The organism is Flavobacterium sp. CG_23.5, assembly GCF_017875765.1.
GTDB lineage: Bacteria > Bacteroidota > Bacteroidia > Flavobacteriales > Flavobacteriaceae > Flavobacterium.
Genome location: NZ_JAGGNA010000001.1, coordinates 2709869 through 2730714, shown reverse-complemented (window position 1 = coordinate 2730714; position 20846 = coordinate 2709869). Strand labels below are relative to the sequence as shown.

Below are 20846 nucleotides of genomic sequence, written 5' to 3'. Positions count from 1 at the left end.
AATATTAATAATGAAAATGTTTACTCTCTTCTATAAATGGATTTCTTTTTGGTAACAAAGGTGCTTTAGTTAATGCTGTGAATACAACATAAATAAATAATCCAAGGAAGAAAAACACGGACGCAATTTCGGATACACCAATAAACCATCTGTCACCAACTGTTCCAGGCATAATCATATTGAAGAAATCTATATAATGTCCTAATAAAATTACTGTACCAGCCATTACTAGAATCCATGTAATCCTTTTGAAATCAGTATTTATCAAAATCAAAATAGGAAACAAGAAATTCATAACAACAGCACCAAAAAACGGAAGATTATATAATTGTATTCTAGTTACAAAATAGGTGATCTCTTCTGGAATATTAGCATACCAAATCAACATGAATTGTGAAAACCATAAGTAGGTCCAAAAAACGCTGATACCAAACATAAATTTCGCTAAATCATGAATATGACTGGTATTTACATACTCTAAATAACCTCTTGATTTTAAGTATAGAGAAACCATTGTAATCATTGTAATTCCACTAACAAAGAAACTAGCAAAAACATACCATCCAAACAAGGTACTTGACCAATGCGGGTCTATTGACATAATCCAATCCCAAGACATGATAGACTCAGTAACTATAAAGAAAACAAGAAATGCCGCTGACATTTTAAAATTCTTTTTGTACCAAAGATCATCAGATGCTTCATCTTGTGCCAAACAATTTTTTCTTGAAAAATAGCGATATACATTCCAACCACCTAAAAAGATCGCTGCTCTAATAATCCAAAAAGGAAAGTTTAAATATCCTGATTTATTAGCTATGATTTTATCATGTGCAACAACTTCAGGGTCTAACCATATAAACAGACTGTTTGAGTGGAAAATATTTAAGCCACAAATAATAAGTATTATAAAAAAAATAACAGAACCCACCGGTAAATAAGCAGTTATACCCTGCATTACTCTAAACAAAACTGGGGACCAACCTGCCTGCGCCACTTGTTGTATTGCATAGAAAGCTAAAACTCCCATTGAAAGCAACATAAAGAAAATACAAGCAACATATATCGAAGCCCAAGGTTTATTTTGCAATTGATGCAAAACATGTTCAGCGTGTTCTTTATGTTCAGCTGCCTCTTTAACTTCATTGGTTTTTCCCATTTCAGCATGAGCCTCTCCTGCGGGAATTGAGACTTCATGTTTTGCTTCACCATGACCTCCATGAGTTTCAGCAGCAAGAATTTTTTCTACTTCTTGAATGTCTTTTGGTGCAGTTAAAAAACCATATCCTATTCCTAATAGACCAACGGCCATTAAGACAAAAGAGAATGTTTTTAATTTACTTGAAAATGTATACATATCTATTACGATCAGTTTGTTCAACAATTATAATTTTGATTTCAGATTAATAACGTAAGAAGCTACTAACCAACGTTCATGCGAATTCAATTGATTAGCATAAGAACCCATTGAATTCAAACCATAAGTTTGAACATGAAAAACACTTCCTTCAGTTATTACCCTGTCTTTGTAGCTAGGAACACCTAAATATTTACCTTGTGTTACTAACTTCCCTTTACCATTACCCTCGTTACCGTGACAAATTGCACAATATATCTCGTACAACTCTTTAGATTTTTCAGAATCCTTTTCAGAAATTGAATCTAAAGGTGACTGTAAATTAGCTTTAGCTAAATCGTAACCAGCAGTTGAATTTTCATAATCATAAGGTTCAAAACCTCTATTTATTGTTCCAACCGGAGGAAGTTGACCTTCTTTACCGTTCTTAAATGCATTCGATTCTTGGTAAGTTTCATAACTTACGGCTTCGTACATATTTGGCATGTATTGGTAATTAGGCCTTGAATTATCATGACAAGACGAAACTAAAATAGTAATACAAACTAAAAATGTTATTTTATATAGACTTTTCATATCGACAATTAATTCTTTACAATTACTTTTACTTCTACTGCTCCTGTGCTTTCAAAAAAGGAAACTAGTTCACTTTCATTATCATGCACAGCAACTTCCATTAAAAAATGGTCATCTGTAGTTCTAACATCTGGATTTTCAGCTGCTTTAAAAGGCCACAATTTACTTCTCATATAAAAAGTAATAACCATTAAGTGAGCTGCAAAAAATACAGTTTCTTCAAACATAATTGGCACAAAAGCAGGCATGTTATCAATATAACTAAAGCTTGGTTTACCACCAATATCTTGAGGCCAATCTTGTATCATGATATAGTTCATCATCCATGTTCCAAATGACAACCCTAACAATCCATAGATAAAAGCACAAATGGCTAATCTTGTAGGAGCAAGTCCCATCGCTTTGTCCAATCCGTGAACAGGGAATGGAGAAAAAACTTCTTCAATATGATAATGAGCTGCCCTAGTTTTCTTAACGGCATCCATCAAAATATCATCGTCATTATAAATGGCGTATATTACTTTATTACTCATGATGTAAATCTTTATTTGCTTCTCTTTGTCTTTTGTGATTATCTCCCGTTCCTTTCAAAATTGTTTTTACTTCCGCTTGAGCTATCACTGGGAATGTTCTAGAATATAACAAAAACAAAACAAAGAAGAAACCTATTGTACCAATGAAAATTCCAATATCTACAAATGTAGGTGAGAACATTGTCCAAGAAGATGGTAAATAATCTCTATGTAACGAAGTTACGATAATTACAAATCTTTCAAACCACATTCCAATATTTACAACAATTGAAATTATAAAAGAAAACATAATACTTGTTCTTAATTTTTTGAACCACATGAATTGTGGAGAGAAAACATTACAAGTCATCATTGACCAGTATGCCCACCAGTACGGTCCGGTAGCTCTGTTCAAGAAAGCATATTGTTCGTATTCAACCCCAGAATACCAAGCGATAAAAAGCTCCGTAATATAAGCAACACCAACAATAGAACCTGTAATCATAATTACGATGTTCATCAATTCAATATGCTGAATGGTAATGTATGCTTCAAGATTAGAAACTTTCCTCATAATAATAAGCAAGGTGTTTACCATTGCAAATCCAGAGAAAACGGCTCCAGCAACAAAATAAGGAGGGAAAATTGTAGTATGCCATCCCGGTATTACTGAAGTAGCAAAATCCATCGATACAATAGTATGTACAGAAAGTACAAGTGGAGTTGCTAAACCTGCAAGTACCAAAGAAACTTCTTCGAAACGTTGCCAGTCTTTTGCTCTTCCGCTCCATCCAAAACTTAATATTGAATAGATGCGCTTATTGAAAGGAGTAATTGCTCTATCACGTAGCATAGCAAAATCAGGTAATAAACCAGTCCACCAGAAAACTAATGATACTGAAAGATACGTAGAAATTGCAAATACATCCCAAAGTAATGGCGAGTTAAAGTTTACCCAAAGTGAACCAAATTGATTCGGGATAGGTAAAACCCAATACGCTAACCATGGACGACCCATGTGAATAATTGGAAATAAACCTGCTTGGATCACAGAGAAAATAGTCATTGCTTCCGCAGAACGGTTAATGGCCATTCTCCATCGTTGACGGAAAAGTAATAATACAGCAGAAATTAAGGTTCCTGCGTGACCAATACCTACCCACCAAACGAAGTTCGTGATATCCCAAGCCCAACCAACAGTTTTATTTAATCCCCATGTTCCTATACCTGTAGATACGGTGTAAATGATACAACCTAGTCCCCAAAGGAACGCGGTTAATGCGATTGTAAATACAATCCACCAATGTTTGTTTGCTTTACCTTCTACAGGTGCAGCTACATCTACTGTTACGTCGTGATAAGATTTATCACCTATAACTAAAGGTTTTCTAATGGTTGCTTCGTAGTGAGACGACATAATCCTTTATATTGTTTCTTAATTAATAATTTTTGTACTAGGTATTTCTAACTTTAACATGATAAATCACATTAGGTTTTGTTCCAACATGTTCTAATAAGTGATACATTCTTTCATCAGCAGCTAACTTAGTTACTTCACTTTCTGTATCATTCACATCTCCAAATTTCATTGCTCCAGTAGAACAAGCATTTGAACATGCAGTCTGGAATTCGCCATCTACGATAGGTCGTCCTTCTCTTTTTGCATTTAAAATTGTTGCTTGTGTCATTTGAATACACATAGAACATTTTTCCATAACTCCACGAGAACGAACGTTAACATCTGGATTTAACACCATACGTCCTAAATCGTCATTCATGTGATAATCGAATTCACTGTTTTTATTATATAAGAACCAGTTAAAACGACGTACTTTATAAGGACAGTTATTAGCACAGTAACGCGTACCAACACATCTGTTATAAGCCATTTGGTTTTGACCTTGACGACCGTGCGAGGTAGCTGCCACAGGACAAACTGTTTCACAAGGTGCATGGTTACAATGCTGACACATTACAGGTTGAAAAGAAACTTGTGGATTATCCCCTGCTTTCTCCATTTCATTGAATGTAGACAATGAACTAGACAAACCTGCAATATTCTCTTTTCTTTCGTTATCTCCTGCAAATGTACTTTCAGAAGAATAGTATCTGTCAATACGCAACCAGTGCATATCGCGACTTCTTCTTACCTCTGCTTTTCCAACAACTGGAACGTTATTTTCGGCATGACAAGCGATTACACAAGCACCACATCCAGTACAAGCGTTTAAGTCAATAGATAGATTAAAGTGATGTCCAGTAGAACGATCAAATGAACCCCATAAATCTACTGATGTAGCGGCTACTTCCTTGTGGTCTAAAGATACCATTGGTTGCTCGTTCCAAAATTCAGCATCTTTTGTATTGAATATCTCTAAAGTTGTTTCTTTAATGATATCCCCTCTTCCCATTAATGTTTTTTGACCTTGAACACAAGCAAATTCGTGTTCACCATCTGCTTTAGCTATTGATACAGATTGTACATCATTATAGCCTTTATATAACGAGTAAGCATTTAAACCTACTTGCATTTCTTCTTTTAAAGCCGCTTTACGACCATAACCTAAAGCTAAACCTACTGTACCTATAGCTTGTCCTGGTTGAACAATAACCGGTACATTTTCTAGTTTTAAACCGTCAGCAGTTGTGATTGTAGCATAACTTCCATTCAAACCACCATTAGCAACAATTTCATTTGACAATCCTAATTTCTTAGCATCAGCATTCGAAACAGTAACATAATTATCCCAAGAAACTCTTGTTATTGGATCTGGTAATTCTTGTAACCAAGGGTTATTAGCTTGTTGTCCATCACCCAATCCAGTTTTAGTGTACAACACCAATTCAAATGATTGAGCAGCTTTTGATCCTGCTAAAGCATTTGCAGCAGCAGAATAATCAGCAGAACCGGCGGAAGCTGATGGTATCGCACCAACAAATACACCGTCGTGTAATACCTTATTCCAAGTTGAACCAGCAACGATTGTCAAAGCATTTCCTTTTACATAATCGTAAAAAGAACCAGCAACACCATTCAAAGACAATAAAATTTCTTGAAATTGTTTTGTGTTGAATAACGGACGAATTGTAGGCTGTGTTATACTATAAGAACCTTTTGTCAAACTTAAATCTCCCCAAGACTCTAAATAATGTGGAGCCGGAGCAGCAATTGTAGTTAATAAAGCAGTTTCATCTTCTTTTAAAGAGAAATTAACTGATGTTTTAACTTTTTTAAGTGCATCAGCAAAGACTTTACTATCCGCTAGGGTATAAACAGGATTAACGCCACTCATAATTAAAGTATGAACGCTTCCCGCTTTCATATCATTAATCAATTGAGTCACTTTCTCGTTTGAACCTTTTCTAATCTGTCTTGTTCCCAAAGTACTAAAAGCTTCACTAGCCAATACTTGATTGATTGCTAAAACTAATAATTGGGCGTTTTTATCTTGAATTCCAGAAACTAAAACTCCTTTTGAACCAGCAGCTTTTAACTGTTGAGCCGCCTTAGTAACTTCAGCATTAAATTTACTATCTAAACTTACCGCTGCAGAAGAACCAGTAATGATATTGTATATAAGTACAAGTGCTTGTTTTTGATTTGCAGTTGACATTGCAAAACGCTTATCAGCAGCAGCACCCGATAAAGTCATATTTGATTCTAATTGGAAATGACGAGACATTTTTCCGTTTTTCGGAATTCTACCTTGAGCATAACCTGAATCATATCCTCCACCTTGCCAGTCTCCAAGAAAATCAGCACCTACAGAAACGATAAGTGAAGCTTTTGAAAAATCATAATCAACTAAAGCTCTTTCTCCATAAACTGTTTCAAAAGCATCTAATGCTTCCGAAGAAGAAACCGCATCGTAAACGACGTGTTTAGCATTTGGATTTTTAGAAATAAAATCAGCAACCAACTTTTCAGTTGAAGGACTTGCCAGAGTATTAGTTAACAATACTACTTGACCACCTTTTGCTTTAGCATCAGCTACACTAGATTTTATTTTTGAATCAACAGCAGACCAAGTTGCATTTTTACCTTCAATTTTAGGTTCTTTCAAACGCATACTGTCATACAATGACAATATTGACGCATGAATCCTAGCATTGGCAGCAAATTTAGCTCCTGCAATAGTGTTGTTATCTATTTTAATAGGACGCCCTTCACGTGTTTTTACTAAAAGATTAGCAAAATCAAAACCATCAAAAACAGAAGTCGCATAATAATCTGCTACTCCAGGAATGATTTGTTCTGGTTGCAGAACATAAGGTATAGACTTATGTACTGGCCCTTCACAAGCTGCAAGCGTAGCTGCCGCAGTACTAAACCCAACGTACTTTAGAAAATCACGACGTGTTGTAGAAGAAGATGACAACGCATCTTTATTTCCTAAAAATTCATCAGTAGGAATTTCTTCAACAAATTCGTTATTTCTAAGCGCCTCAACAATAGAACTATTTTCGTCTAGTTCTTCAACACTTTTCCAGTATTTTTTGTTTGATGACATATATAAATATTAAAATCTTAATAATTTGATTAATAGTGGCATTTACCGCATTCCAGACCACCCATTTGCGCTGCAGTCAATTTGTCTACACCGTATTTTTTAGAAAGCTCTTCATGAATTTTAGTATAATACTCATTGCCTTCCATTTTGACTTCCGTCTTTCTGTGGCAATTAATACACCAACCCATTGTAAGTGGAGAAAATTGTTTCATTATTTCATAAGTCTGAACAGGACCATGACAAGTTTGACATTCGATACCTCCAACAGCTACGTGCTGTGCATGATTAAAATAAACAAAATCAGGCAAATTGTGAATACGAATCCATTTTACAGGCTCGGTTTTACCCGTATATTTTTGTGTTGATTGATCCCAACCCACTGCTTTGTAAAGTTTTTGAATTTCACCATCATAAAAAGCTTTTGAATATTCCGGAGTAGCAGTCGTATCAGAAACTTCCGCAATATTCTTGTGGCAATTCATACAAACATTCAAAGAAGGAATTCCTGAATGCTTACTAACTCTAGCAGAAGAGTGACAATATTTACAATTAATACCATTACTACCTGCATGTATTCTGTGCGAATAATGAATTGGCTGAATAGGTTCGTAATTTTGATCTACTCCTATTTGCATTAGAAACCCATAAACAAGATATGCTCCCGTTAAAAGTAAAAATATGGAAGTTACCAAAACTAAAAATTGATTTCTTGCAAATGCTTTCCAAATTGGCATTGTTGGTTCTTTTGGAGCCACTTCAATTCCATTAGCCTTAGCTACTTTGGTCAAAACTTTATTCACCAAGAACAACATAACAATCAGCATAGCCATCACTAAACCTAAAGCACCAAGAATAACATTATTCGAAATAGCGCTTTCTGGAGCAGCTGTACCAGGTACTGATGCAGTTCCAATAGGAGCAGCAGCTTCTACTTTAGGCTCAGATGTATAAGCAATGATATTATCAATATCCGCTTCAGACAATTGAGGAAAAGCAGTCATTACTGACTTATTATTTTCTTCGTAAACCTTTACAGCTTGCGCATCACCTGATTTAATTAAATCGGAACTATTATGAATCCATTTATAAAACCAAGCCTTTTCGTATTTTGCAGCTATGCCTCTTAACATAGGCCCTGTTGCCTTAGCATCTAACTTATGACATGCTGCGCAATTCGCATTAAAAAGTTCTTTTCCCTTTACAGGATCACCACCTGACACAGCAGCAGTTGCCGCAGGTGCTGGTGTTGCTGCAGCCGGAGCCGCAGTTTGTGCAATTGATGCTAAAGAGAAAACTAAAGTAAGCCCTAAGCTTAAATATAATTTTCTTGAGATCGAATTATGGTTACCCACCTTTTTCATATAGTATAATGATTATCTACTAAAATTGGTACGGTTTTTTCTAATAATACATTGAGAAAAAACTAATACATTCTTTAAAACTTGCACAAAAATACGACTTAAGAACTATTCACAAAACCTTAAAATAGTCTTAAATTCAATTTATATCAATTCTAAATAATAATTAATATTTCGTTTTATTCTATAAACACTATTTTTGCATAAAAACAATCACATTATGAGAATTTTAGCTATTAAACAAGTCTTTTTTTATACCGTAGGTTTAGTAATCACTTCTAGTTGTATACAAGCTCAAGATCGAAATGTAACCATAAATCAAGACCCGAAATTTGAGCAATTACTCAACGAAAAGCGAAAACTAAACGTTTCAATCTCCGCAAATGACCTTTACAAAATCCAAATTTATAGTGGAGACAGCGAAAACGCAAAGAAAACTCTGAAAGGATTTAAACAAGAATTCACTGACACTGACGGAACTATAGTTTTCAATACGCCAAATTATAAAGTTTGGGTTGGTAATTTCAAAACTCGTATGGAAGCCGAACACAATCTAATTGACATTAGAAAAAAATACAAAAATGTACTGTTGATAAAACCAAATAAATAAAATTGGCTATTTTTCGATGTTAAAAATAAGAAACCACTTCCCATGAAGTGGTTTCTTGTTTTAATCTGTTTTGTATTGTCAGTGTTTACGGGCACGGATTGCAATTCCGCGATAGAAACGTTGACATATCCTAGCGGTCGGGGCTATCGTACCGCTTACATATCCCACTCATCTGGGTTACGATTGGAGTATAACTTCCCTGAGTATCTTTTTTTATAGAGTTTTACAAGTTCCTTCATCTTAAATATCCGCGTTGCAAACGCTACGATTTGTCTTAACAAGGTAAATAGGTACTCGCCGCAGGCAAGCACCAGAGATTAAGACAAACGAGCGCCAGTTGGGTTTTTTGTTTTTTTAATTGTGGTTGAGAGTACGAGCAGAATGCTAGCACTAATGTTTGCAATCAATTGCGCTTGCACCATCTGGAGGACTTTTCACCAATCAAAGCACACTTGCAGGATTATTTTTATATTGGTCCATCGACACAATTTAATAGAGATTTAAGAATCTCAAAAAAAATATTTCGTAATTTTAATATGAAACTTTTTGATTAGGAATATTTGAAATCTAGGTTTTTAAAAAAGATAAAATCTTATTGACTTTTAAAAAAATTAATGATTAACATCCCAGCGAAATGAACTAAATCCGATCCTGAAAACCCCAAAATTGATAACCTACATTTAATAGAAATTAGAACTTATTGCACACATCTAAATCTTTTTTATTATGAAAAGGTCAATTTATTACCGGCTTTTGGTATGCGTAGTCGTACTGTTTATTAGTAACAGTTGTTCAAATGACGCTCCATTAGAAAATTCTCGAATTACATCAACTCCAATTCCTGTTCCTTCTCCATCCCCCTCATCTCCACCTACACCTACTACTCAAAATGCAACTCTAACTGTTACAGCAGGAGAAGATGTACAAGCAATCTTATCATCAAGCTACAGACAATTAATATTAAGTGGGTATTTTTTCGTAAGAGGAACACATAGTGAAATAATCAATATGGATAATGCAAAAATTCAATGGTCAAAAAAAACAGGTCCAACCAGTTATACCATAGAGAATCCAAACTCCATAAAAACAAAAGTTAGCAATCTGGAGAAAGGAGTATATGAATTTGAGTTAACAGTATCTTATGACAATGGATTAATTGCTAAAGACATTGTGCGATTTACAATTGAGTCCATATCAAATAACTCGAACGAAATTATTTTTCAAAATAAAGTTTGGTTGCCTATATGGTATTCCAATATCGAGATAAATGATTTCAATCTCCTAATTTCTCAAAATAATTTTAAAGTATATATTCAAAGGGAAAATAATCCGCAATGGATTGAAGTAAAACATTATTGAGAAAACTTAACCTCTAATTATGAATATTTTATAGAAACACGACCAGATGGCGCTGGCATGTATACGTATGGCAGTTTGTATATTTCTTATTATGGATCTGACACAAACGATATGCCATCTGTAAAAATAGTCTACTGAAATAGATTTTAAAGTGAATTACGGTACTATTTTGGTACTAATAAATACCTGCAACATAAATGTAAGTATCTTAAAAAACTAGATTAAATAACTGAAATTTACAATAATATATAAAAGCAGAACTATTTTATTAACGTATCATTTCAGATTACAAAAAATATAAAAACAAAAAAAATCCCGACTCGTCGGGATTTTTAAACTTATTTATTTGAAATTCTATTTCAATTTCTTTTTGACTGCTACTTCATGGTAGGATTCAATAACATCTCTTTCTTCAATGTCGTTATACCCTTTTACTTGAATACCACAATCGTATCCTTTAGCTACATCTTTCACATCATCTTTGAAACGTTTCAATGCTAACAGCTCACCTGTAAACACGACCACACCTTCTCTAATGATTCTCATTTTGGCATTTTTAACAATTTTACCATCCATAACCATACTTCCAGCAATAGAACCAACTTTAGAAATTTTGAATATCTCTCTAATTTCTGCTGTACCCAGAATTTCTTCTTTCATCTCTGGAGCCAACATTCCTTCCATTGCATCTTTCAAGTCGTCGATTGCAGCGTAAATGATAGAATAGTAACGGATGTCAATTTCTTCTTTGTCGGCTAATTGTCTTGCATTTCCAGCAGGACGAACATTAAATCCGATGATGATCGCATCAGAAGCAGAAGCCAACATAACATCAGTTTCTGTAATTGCTCCAACACCTTTATGAATAATATTGATTTGTATTTCTTCGGTAGATAATTTAGAGAACGAATCTGACAAGGCTTCAACAGAACCATCCACATCTCCTTTAAGGATAATGTTCAATTCTTTAAATTGACCTAATGCAATTCTACGTCCAATTTCATCTAACGTAATATGTCGTTGCGTACGAACTGATTGTTCACGCATTAATTGAGAACGTTTAGATGCAATTTGTTTCGCTTCTTTTTCGTCTTCAAAAATATTGAATTTATCACCCGCTGTTGCTGCACCATCTAAACCAAGAACAGATACCGGAGTCGAAGGACCTGCTACAGTAACAATATTTCCTCGTTCATCATGCATGGCTTTAATTTTACCATGATGTTTACCAGCCAACATATAATCTCCAATTTTCAATGTTCCGTTTTGAACTAATATAGTAGAAACATATCCTTTTCCTTTATCCAAGAAAGCTTCCACAACAGTTCCTGAAGCCGCTTTATTTGGATTAGATTTTAAATCTAAAAGTTCTGCTTCAAGCAATACTTTTTCCAATAATTCTTTAACACCAGTTCCTACTTTTGCAGAAATATCATGAGATTGAATTTTTCCACCCCAATCTTCAACAAGTAAATTCATACCTGCTAATTTTTCTTTAATTTTCTCAGGATTAGCATTTGGCTTATCCACTTTATTGATAGCGAAAATGATCGGAACTCCAGCTGCTTGAGCATGGCTTATCGCTTCTTTTGTTTGCGGCATAATGTCATCATCAGCTGCAATTACAATAATAGCGATATCCGTAACTTGAGCTCCACGGGCACGCATCGCTGTAAAGGCTTCGTGACCTGGTGTATCTAAGAATGCAATTTTTTGTCCGTTATCCAATGTTACTCCATAGGCACCAATATGCTGTGTTATTCCTCCAGATTCACCTGCGATAACATTTTCTTTACGAATATAATCCAATAAAGATGTTTTACCGTGATCGACGTGACCCATTACAGTAACGATAGGAGCTCTAAAGACTAAATCTTCTTCTTTATCAGCTACTACTTGAATTGCTTCTTCGATATCAACAGTTATAAACTCAACTTCATAACCAAATTCATCAGCTACAATAGTCAATGTTTCTGCATCAAGACGTTGATTCATGGTAACCATGATTCCAAGTGACATACAAGTACCAATAACTTTAGTAATTGGCACATCCATCATGATAGCAATTTCACCTACAGTAACAAACTCAGTAACTTTAATAGTTTTACTTCCTTCGTCAATAGCTCTTTGCTCATCATCAGATTTCTGACGGTGTGTATCTCTTTTATCTCTTCTATATTTAGCCGCTTTAGATTTACCACCTTTACCTTGTAGTTTTTCTAAAGTTTCTCTAATTTGGTTTTTTACTTCCTCTTCAGTAGGTTCCACTTTTGCAACAATTGCAGGTCTGTTTCCCTTTACGAAACCAGGTCTTGCACTTCTGTTAGCGTTAAAACCTCCACCACCAACATTTGGCGTAATCTTATTAGGATTTGGTGCACCTGGAACTCCAGGAACAGCAGGTGGTCTAGGAGCACCCGGTTTTGGAGCAATTCTTTTACGTTTATTTTTGTTAGCATTATTAGCAGCAGCTGAACCAGGAGCACCCGGTTTATTTGGAGTAATTTTAGGCTCTTCTTTTTTCTTCTTTGGTTTATTAAATTGAGATAAATCAATTATTTGACCAGTCAAAGTAGTTCCTGATAACTTTTGGTATTGAGTCGTTATAGTTTCGTCAACAGGTGCTTCATCAACTTTAGCAACCGCTTTCACTTCAGGAGTAACCTCTTGTACAGGTTCCTTCTTAACTTCTTTTATTCCAACAACAGGCTTAACTTCTTTTTTGTCTGCAACAGGTTTTTCTTGCACAGGTTCCTTTTGAACTGGCGCTGCTTTTTCAACAGCGTCAACTACAACAGGTTTTTCTTCTGTAACTTTTTCCGTAACTTTTACAGCTGGAACTTCAATCTTTTCTATGGCTTTTGGAGTTGGAACAACAGCTGCCCTTTTTGGATTAAGATCGATTTTCCCAACTTGAACAGGTCCCGCTATAACAGCTCTCGCTTTTATAACTTCTTGTTGTTTTTGTCGTTCTTCATCAAGCTTTCGCTTTTCTTCAATTTCTTTTTCACGCTCCACACGTAAAGCTTCCTTTTCCTTTCTCTTCTCTTCTCCTACTTCTTTCGAAGCTTCTTTATTCCCTTTGTCACCAGCAAACTGACCGCACAAGACATTGTATACATCATCAGAAATTTTTGTGTTTGGATTTGATTCAATAGCAATTCCCTTATCTTTTAGATAATCCACAGCTCTTTCCAAAGAAATATTCAATTCCCTTAAAACTTTGTTTATTCTAATAATTCTCTCTTCAGACATAAAACCTTTTTATTATTACCTTTTGTTGTGTTTCTCGACTGAACCCTAACTACTTATAGGGAAAATAAAATCAAGATTAATTTTTTAAAAGAATCTGGGATTAACTCTCAAATTCTTCTTTCAATATTCTCATTACTTCTTGAATTGTTTCCTCTTCAAGATCTGTTCTTCTTACTAAATCATCTACATCTTGTTTCAAAATACTTTTTGCAGTATCCAAACCAATTTTAGCAAATTCTTCGATAACCCAGCTTTCAATTTCATCTGAAAACTCTGTTAATTCAACATCATCATCATCAGTAGCTGCACCAGCAACGTCACCTTCTCTGATAACATCTAATTCATAACCCGTCAATAAACCGGCTAATTTTATGTTATGACCACCTCTACCAATTGCTTTAGAAACCTCTTCCAGTTTCAAGAACACTTCTGCTCTTTTAGTTTCTTCGTTAATTTTGATAGAAGAAACCTTAGCTGGACTTAACGCTCTAGTTATAAACAATTGAATATTGCTAGTGTAATTTATAACATCAATATTTTCATTTCCTAATTCACGGACAATACCGTGAATACGGGAACCTTTCATACCTACACAAGCTCCTACAGGATCTATTCTGTCGTCATAAGAATCTACAGCTACTTTTGCTTTTTCGCCTGGAATTCTCACCACTTTTTTAACCATAATCAAACCGTCAAAAACCTCAGGAATTTCTTGTTCAAATAATTTTTCTAAAAACTTCTCTGAAGTTCTAGACATAATAATTTGAGGTTTATTCCCTTTCAATTCAACACTTTCAATTATCCCACGAACGTTATCTCCTTTACGAAAAAAATCTGAAGGTATTTGTTTCTCTTTTGGCAAAATAATTTCATTTCCTTCATCGTCCACCAAAATTACTACTCTTGGACGTACATGATGAACTTCAGCAGTATAAATATCGCCAATTAAATCTTTAAATTGCTTGTATAAATTAGTATTATCGTGTTCATGAATCTTAGAAATTAAATTTTGGCGTAAAGCCAAAATAGCTCTTCTTCCTAAGTCTATCAACTTCACTTCTTCGGAAACCTCTTCTCCAATTTCGAAATCAGGCTCAATTTTTCTAGCTTCAGTTAAAGTAATCTCAAGGTGATCTAAATCCAAATCATCATCAGCAACAATAACTCTTCTTTGCCATATTTCCATATCTCCTTTATCAGGATTTATAATAATATCGAAATTATCATCTGAACCGTATTTTTTCTTCAATGCATTTCTAAATACATCTTCCAAAATTGCCATAAGCGTTACACGATCAATAAGTTTATCATCTTTAAACTCTGAGAATGAATCGATTAATGCTAAATTTTCCATGCGAATTCTTTAATTAAAATGTTACTGTAACAATTGCTTCTTTTATATCTTCGTAAGGTAATTTAAGTTCTTTTTGAACTGTTTCCTTACCCTTTCCTAATTTTTTAGGTTCTCTTGCTTTCCACGACAAAATTACAAAATCATCATTAGCTTCCACTAATTCCGCCTCAATTATTTCTGTGCCAGTCTTTACAATCAATGTTCTACCTACGTTTTTCTTGTATTGACGCACTAATTTAAGAGGTGAACCAACTCCTACCGAAGCTACTTCTAAAGAAAAATCTTGTTCTTCTCGATCGATACTGTTGTCTATTGCGCGACTAACATCGATACAATCTTGTAATGCCACACCATTATCACCATCTAAGGTAACAATAACCTTAAAAGCATCTGTAATAATCAGATCAATTAGAAAAACCGAGGGCTTATCTAAAAGGGCTTCCGCCAAAACTGTATTTACTTTTTCTTTAAATGCCATATTTTTTATAAAAAGAGGGGACATTTAGTCCCCTCATTATCTAGATTTTAATAAATAATGGTGCAAATATAGTGTTTTTTTTTATAAAAATAAATAATCAATTACTGTTAAAATATTTCTTATCTTTATTCAAGCATAAAATTTATCGTTTTTTCCATAATTTAAACCCTTTAATTATGAAACGAATTTTAGTACCCACTGATTTTTCAAAACATGCTGAAGACGCATTAAAGCTAGCAGTTCAAATTGCAAAAAAAAATAAGAGCGAAATCTTCTTGCTACATATGCTGGAATTGCCTGGTCAAATGAGCGATGCAATTTCTGGCGGAAGCGGCATTCCAGAGGTTATGCTATTTATAAAAAAAGCAAACGAAACGTTACAAAAAATCATGGAAATTTCGCTTCTGGATGGGATTTCGGTTACGGCAAACGTACAATTCGAAAGAGCTTCACATGGTATATTATCGTTCAGCAAAAAAAATAAAATAGATTTAATCATCATGGGGTCCCACGGATCTTCCGGAATTGAAGAAATACTTATTGGATCTAATACAGAAAAAGTGGTTCGTCTTTCAGACATCCCGGTGCTAGTCATAAAAAATGATCCCGACAAATTTCAAGCTAAAAACTTTGTTTTCGCCTCTGACTTTTCACAAGAAATAAAAAAATCATTTAAAAAAATGGTTGCATTCACCGAAATTTTTGACGCAAATTTATTTTTAGTAACGATATGCACTCCCAACAGTTTCAAATCCACTACTGCCACTGAGAAAATAATGAGTGATTTTGCAAGTGATTTTGACCTAAAAAACTATTCGATGCACATTTTCAACGATTCAAACATCGAAAATGGAATACTCAATTTTACCAGTTCCATCAATGCCGATTTAATTGGGCTTTGTACCCATGGGAGAACAGGATTATCGCATTTTTTTAATGGGAGCGTTAGTGAAGATTTAGTAAATCACACTGTCAAACCGGTAATCACTTTTAAAATTTAGTGTTTTCAAACAAAAATCTTAATTCCACACGCACCGGATTCTCTGTTACAAATACCTTTCTTAAACTTTTATAGAAGAAAAAAATCAAAAAAATTATTGTAAAATTTATTCCAAAAAAAAAGTCTCTCAAATAAATGAGAGACTTTTGTTGGTCTACAAGGACTCGAACCTTGAACGACTGCACCAAAAACAGTTGTGTTACCATTACACCATAGACCAATTCCGTTGCTGTTAAGCGAGTGCAAATTTAATACAAATTTTAAGTTACACAAATTTTTTTACGCCTTTTTATCAAAAAAATTTCATTCTCTTCCACTCCCATCAAATATTATTTTTGAACCAACTAAAAACCAATCAATTATCAAAATCTATTTTTTTTTTGAAAATTTTGTTAATGCTCGCATCATTAAACAAAAAAAGATTTTCTTTGTAACTCAAAAAATTTAACTAAAATTTTAGTCTGAAATATGGTAACATTCAATTTCAATAAATGGAATACGATTATAGGTTGGTTTACATTTGCAATAGCATTAGTAACATATACGCTCACTGTTGAGCCCACAATGAGTTTTTGGGATTGTGGAGAATATATTGCAACTGCGGCCAAACTTGAGGTAGGACATCCGCCCGGAGCTCCTTTATTCCAGATGATTGGTGCCTTTTTCGCGATGTTTGCCTCAGATGATAAACATATTGCATTAATGGTCAATATGATGTCTGTTTTTTCAAGTGCCTTTACGATTTTATTTATGTATTGGTCTTCCACCATGTTATTAAAAAAGCTAATTTCTCGCTTTTCTGAAATAAACAAAGACAACGCCATAGTTATCCTTGGAAGTTCATTTGTAGGAGCATTAGCTTATACATTCTCTGATAGTTTTTGGTTCAATGCCGTAGAAGCCGAAGTTTATGCTATGGCTTCTCTACTTATTTCTCTCCTGTTTTGGTTGGGATTGCGTTGGGAACAAGACATGGAAACACCAAGAGGAAATAAATGGCTATTGATCATTTGTTTGGTTGTTGGACTTTCATTTGGAGTTCACTTCATGGCTCTATTAACAATACCAGCGATAGGTTTTCTTTATTTTTTCAAACATTACAAATTCGTTACCGTCAAAAATTTCATCATTGCAAATGTTGTCGTTATCGCAATCTTATTAGTTATATTCAAACTATTATTGCCTTACACAATGGCTTTCTTTGCCAAGACTGAAGTTTTCATGGTAAATGAATTAGGAATGCCATTTAATTCGGGTTCTATTTTTGTTGCACTACTTTTTATCGCATTCTTTTATTTTGGATTAAAATACACCAAGCAAAAAGGCTTTATATTTTACAATACTGTCATTCTTTGCATTTTATTTATTTTAATTGGATTTTCTACCTGGATGATGCTACCCATCAGAGCAAACGCCAATACGGTAATTAACGAAAATAAACCTTCGGATGCAGCAGAAGTGCTAGCTTACTACAACAGAGAACAATACGGCGTAAATCCATTGTTTTATGGGTCACAATACACTGAAACTTTTGCAGGCTTAGACAAGGAAAATCCTTATTTAGACAAAGCGCCAAACTACGAAAGAGATTATAAAACCGGCAAATATATTATTACGAATAATTTCAAAAATGCCGAACAAAATAGTGACGATCATCAAAAAACTATTTTGCCTAGAATGTGGAGTACAGAGCATGTGGCGAATTACATGAATTTCTCTAACCCGCCTGCATTTAAAATCAATCCGGATTATCCTTATGAAGATGATTTAGCAAAATACGGAATAGACCCGAGTAATTTAACCGAAGAAGAACACGACAAAGCCATCGCGCAGTTGAAGAATGAAGTTCAAAAAACGATAACTGAATTTAGACAAGCTTATGCTCAAAAACAAATAGACAATGATGGCTATGTTTCTTTCTTAAAAAGTTACGGGGATTATTTGATCATAGAAAAACCAACAACTGTTGACAATTTAAGCTTTATGGTCGAATATCAATTTGGATACATGTACTGGAGGTATTTGATGTGGAACTTCGTTGGACGTCAAAGTGATGTGCAAGGAAGATATGATAACTTAGATGGAAACTGGATCAGCGGAATTAAGTTTATCGACAATTTACACTTAGGTTCACAAGATAATTTACCATCTGATGTACTAAATAATAAAGGCCGAAACGTATATTTCTTTTTACCTTTTATATTGGGACTTATTGGTTTGATGTATCACGCCAATAAAGATTTAAAGAGTTTCTATGTCTTACTGGCGCTGTTCTTATTTACAGGTTTAGCATTGAAAATTTACCTAAACGAACGACCTTTTGAACCGAGAGAAAGAGATTACGCTTTAGTGGGATCTTTCTATGTATTTGCCATTTGGATAGGATTTGGTGTCTATGCACTCTACGAAAGCGCCCAGAAATATTTGGCTCCAAAAATAGCAGGACCCATACTTATAGCAGCATGTTTATTAGCCGCTCCGGTTCTTATGGCTTCTCAAAACTGGGATGATCACGACCGTTCTAACAAATATACCGCTTTAACTTTGGCGAAAGCGTATCTTAACTCTTGTGACCCAAATGCCATATTATTTACCATAGGTGACAATGACACTTTCCCATTATGGTATGCTCAAGAAATAGAAAAGGTAAGAACCGATGTTAAAATCGTAAATACGAGTCTTTTCATGACCGATTGGTATATTGATCAAATGAAAACGAAAACGTACGAATCTGATCCTTTACCAATTTCATTCACACACGACCAATATGTAGGAGACAAATTAGATTATGTGGCTCATATTCCAAAAGTAGATACCAGATGGGAAATAAAAGATTTTTTAAATTTTATTAAAAATCCAAAATCAACCGTTGAGATGCAAAACGGACAAACGATTCATTTTTATCCAACAAATAAAATAAGGATTCCTGTTGACAAGAATGCCATCATAAAGAACAAAGTTGTTTCATCAAAATATAATGACTCTATTGTCCCCTATATTGACTTAGATATCAAAGGAAATGCATTGTATAAAAACCGATTAATGATGCTTGATATTATAGCTAATAATAATTGGAAAAGACCAATTTATTTCAGTGCTGGCGCATTTGATAGCGATGATTATCTTTGGATGAAAGATTACCTTCAATTAGACGGTATGGTAGTCTATAAATTAGTTCCCATAAGAACCAAATTCAATAAAGACGATGGCCAAATGGATATGGGACAAATTGATACCGATAAAATGTATGCCAACGTTATGAAACTGGACTGGGGAAATAGTGACAGTCCAAAAATATATCATGACCCTGAAACCAGAAGAAATGGCATTACCTATAGAATGGGTCTTGCCAGATTGATGAATCAGTTAATTGCCGAAGGAAAAAAAGACAAAGCAAAAAACATCATCGATTTAGCCATGACTAAAATGCCATTGGATAAATTTGGATATTATTCTCTTGTAGAGCCATTTCCAAAAGGGTATTATGACATTGGTGAAAAAGCAAAAGCGCAGCAACTTTTAGAAAAATTAATGACTAAATATAAAGAAAACCTTGATTATTATGCCAAACTAAGCTCATCAGACCAAACGGATATCGCTGTGGATATTATTACTGATATCGAACGTTACAGAGGTTTACTGAAAGTAATGAAAGAAAGCGGAGATATTCCATTTTACAATAAAAACAGATCCACTTTTAATACTTATATTAGGATATTTGAACGATTTGGTCGTGAAAAAGAGTAAATTGGATTAAAATTTCACAAGTATAGATTATAGCGATATTGAAAAATGTCGCTATTTTTTTTACTTTTAAAAATAAAAAAATGAACGATATCTGGGTAAAAACAAATTGGATCATAAAGAAAATATTTTCAAATTATGTTTGGAATATTCCCAATACTGAAAATAAAATACACCTCACTTTTGACGACGGTCCCATACCGGAAATTACTGAATGGGTTTTGGAAGAATTAAAAAAACATCAGGTAAAAGCAACGTTTTTCTGTATTGGTGATAATATTGGTAAACATCCGGAAATATTCAACAAAGTCATTAGCGAAGGACACGCCATTGGAAATCACACCTTCAATCATTTGAATGGTTGGAAAACTACAACTGAAATTTATTTAGATAATTTCGAACGATGCGAGAAAACCATCCAACAAACTGCAATCAATAATCTGAATGTTAAAATCTTTCGTCCGCCATATGGCAAAATAAAAAGATCGCAAGCGAAAGCTATACGCCAATTGGCCTATAAAATAATAATGTGGGATGTTCTTAGTGTAGATTTTGATTCCACTCTCTCAAAGGAAAAGTGTTTAGAAAACGTTCTCTCTAACGTAGAATCAGGAAGTATAATTGTTTTTCACGACAGTACAAAGGCCTTCAAAAACCTTGAATATGTACTCCCTAAAACCTTGGCTTATTTAAAAGAAAAAAACTTTACCTGTGAAGTTATAGAATAGCACG

At 34.2% G+C, this 20846-nt stretch carries 14 protein-coding genes and 1 tRNA gene; 5 read left to right on the top strand and 10 right to left on the bottom strand.

Translation table 11 applies throughout. The features are described from left to right. Positions 1 to 4: 4 nt before the first annotated feature. From H4V97_RS11785 to H4V97_RS11760, 6 genes are read right to left on the bottom strand one after another with little or no spacing between them, the layout of a single operon-like run. Positions 5 to 1357 (bottom strand): quinol:cytochrome C oxidoreductase, encoded by a 1353-nt coding sequence (locus tag H4V97_RS11785; protein WP_196849986.1) that lies wholly within the window; start codon positions 1355 to 1357, stop codon positions 5 to 7. Positions 1358 to 1384: 27 nt separating this feature from the next. Continuing rightward, the gene (locus H4V97_RS11780) at positions 1385 to 1933 is read right to left on the bottom strand and encodes a c-type cytochrome (RefSeq protein WP_209549809.1); all 549 of its coding nucleotides are present in this window, start codon (positions 1931 to 1933) and stop codon (positions 1385 to 1387) included. Between the two features lie 8 nt (positions 1934 to 1941). Further along, positions 1942 to 2466, bottom strand: a complete 525-nt coding sequence (locus H4V97_RS11775) for a DUF3341 domain-containing protein (protein WP_209549808.1) — start codon at positions 2464 to 2466, stop codon at positions 1942 to 1944. Beyond that, a complete protein-coding gene (gene nrfD / locus H4V97_RS11770; protein ID WP_196849989.1) occupies positions 2459 to 3862 on the bottom strand; it encodes an NrfD/PsrC family molybdoenzyme membrane anchor subunit in 1404 nt (467 codons plus the stop codon). Before nrfD ends, H4V97_RS11775 begins: the two co-directional genes overlap by 8 nt. A gap of 37 nt (positions 3863 to 3899) precedes the next feature. Then, positions 3900 to 6956 carry a TAT-variant-translocated molybdopterin oxidoreductase gene (locus H4V97_RS11765; protein WP_209549807.1) on the bottom strand — a complete coding sequence of 1019 codons (3057 nt, stop codon included), beginning with the start codon at positions 6954 to 6956 and terminating at the stop codon, positions 3900 to 3902. A gap of 29 nt (positions 6957 to 6985) precedes the next feature. Then, positions 6986 to 8317, bottom strand: coding sequence for a c-type cytochrome (locus H4V97_RS11760; protein WP_196849991.1), 1332 nt, complete (start codon positions 8315 to 8317; stop codon positions 6986 to 6988). A 217-nt stretch (positions 8318 to 8534) separates the two neighbouring features. Between H4V97_RS11760 and H4V97_RS11755 the strand changes: the two genes are divergently transcribed. Together H4V97_RS11755 and H4V97_RS11750 are read left to right on the top strand one after the other, a co-directional pair. Continuing rightward, a complete protein-coding gene (locus tag H4V97_RS11755; RefSeq protein WP_196849992.1) occupies positions 8535 to 8924 on the top strand; it encodes an SPOR domain-containing protein in 390 nt (129 codons plus the stop codon). A gap of 726 nt (positions 8925 to 9650) precedes the next feature. Then, positions 9651 to 10283: a PKD domain-containing protein gene (locus H4V97_RS11750; RefSeq protein ID WP_196849993.1), complete on the top strand. Its 633-nt coding sequence runs from the start codon at positions 9651 to 9653 to the stop codon at positions 10281 to 10283. A 354-nt stretch (positions 10284 to 10637) separates the two neighbouring features. Here H4V97_RS11750 and infB read toward each other — a convergent pair whose 3' ends face one another. The 3 genes from infB to rimP all read right to left on the bottom strand — a co-directional run bounded on the left by infB (position 10638) and on the right by rimP (position 15370). After that, complete coding sequence (gene infB / locus H4V97_RS11745; RefSeq protein WP_196849994.1) at positions 10638 to 13538, bottom strand: translation initiation factor IF-2; 2901 nt, start codon at positions 13536 to 13538, stop codon at positions 10638 to 10640. A gap of 100 nt (positions 13539 to 13638) precedes the next feature. Further along, positions 13639 to 14892, bottom strand: a complete 1254-nt coding sequence (nusA, locus tag H4V97_RS11740) for a transcription termination factor NusA (RefSeq protein WP_209549806.1) — start codon at positions 14890 to 14892, stop codon at positions 13639 to 13641. Between the two features lie 13 nt (positions 14893 to 14905). Then, complete coding sequence (rimP, locus tag H4V97_RS11735; RefSeq protein ID WP_196849996.1) at positions 14906 to 15370, bottom strand: ribosome assembly cofactor RimP; 465 nt, start codon at positions 15368 to 15370, stop codon at positions 14906 to 14908. 176 nt (positions 15371 to 15546) lie between these two features. Here rimP and H4V97_RS11730 point away from each other — a divergent pair, with 176 nt between their 5' ends. Next, a complete protein-coding gene (locus H4V97_RS11730) occupies positions 15547 to 16371 on the top strand; it encodes a universal stress protein (RefSeq protein ID WP_209549805.1) in 825 nt (274 codons plus the stop codon). 148 nt (positions 16372 to 16519) lie between these two features. On the opposite strand, the gene H4V97_RS11725 is transcribed toward H4V97_RS11730, so the two are convergent. Then, a tRNA-Gln gene (locus H4V97_RS11725) sits at positions 16520 to 16590 on the bottom strand. Positions 16591 to 16838: 248 nt separating this feature from the next. Here H4V97_RS11725 and H4V97_RS11720 point away from each other — a divergent pair. Together H4V97_RS11720 and H4V97_RS11715 are read left to right on the top strand one after the other, a co-directional pair. Continuing rightward, positions 16839 to 20117 (top strand): DUF2723 domain-containing protein, encoded by a 3279-nt coding sequence (locus H4V97_RS11720; protein ID WP_209549804.1) that lies wholly within the window; start codon positions 16839 to 16841, stop codon positions 20115 to 20117. 80 nt (positions 20118 to 20197) lie between these two features. Further along, complete coding sequence (locus H4V97_RS11715) at positions 20198 to 20842, top strand: polysaccharide deacetylase family protein (protein ID WP_209549803.1); 645 nt, start codon at positions 20198 to 20200, stop codon at positions 20840 to 20842. The last annotated feature ends 4 nt before the right edge of the window (positions 20843 to 20846 follow it).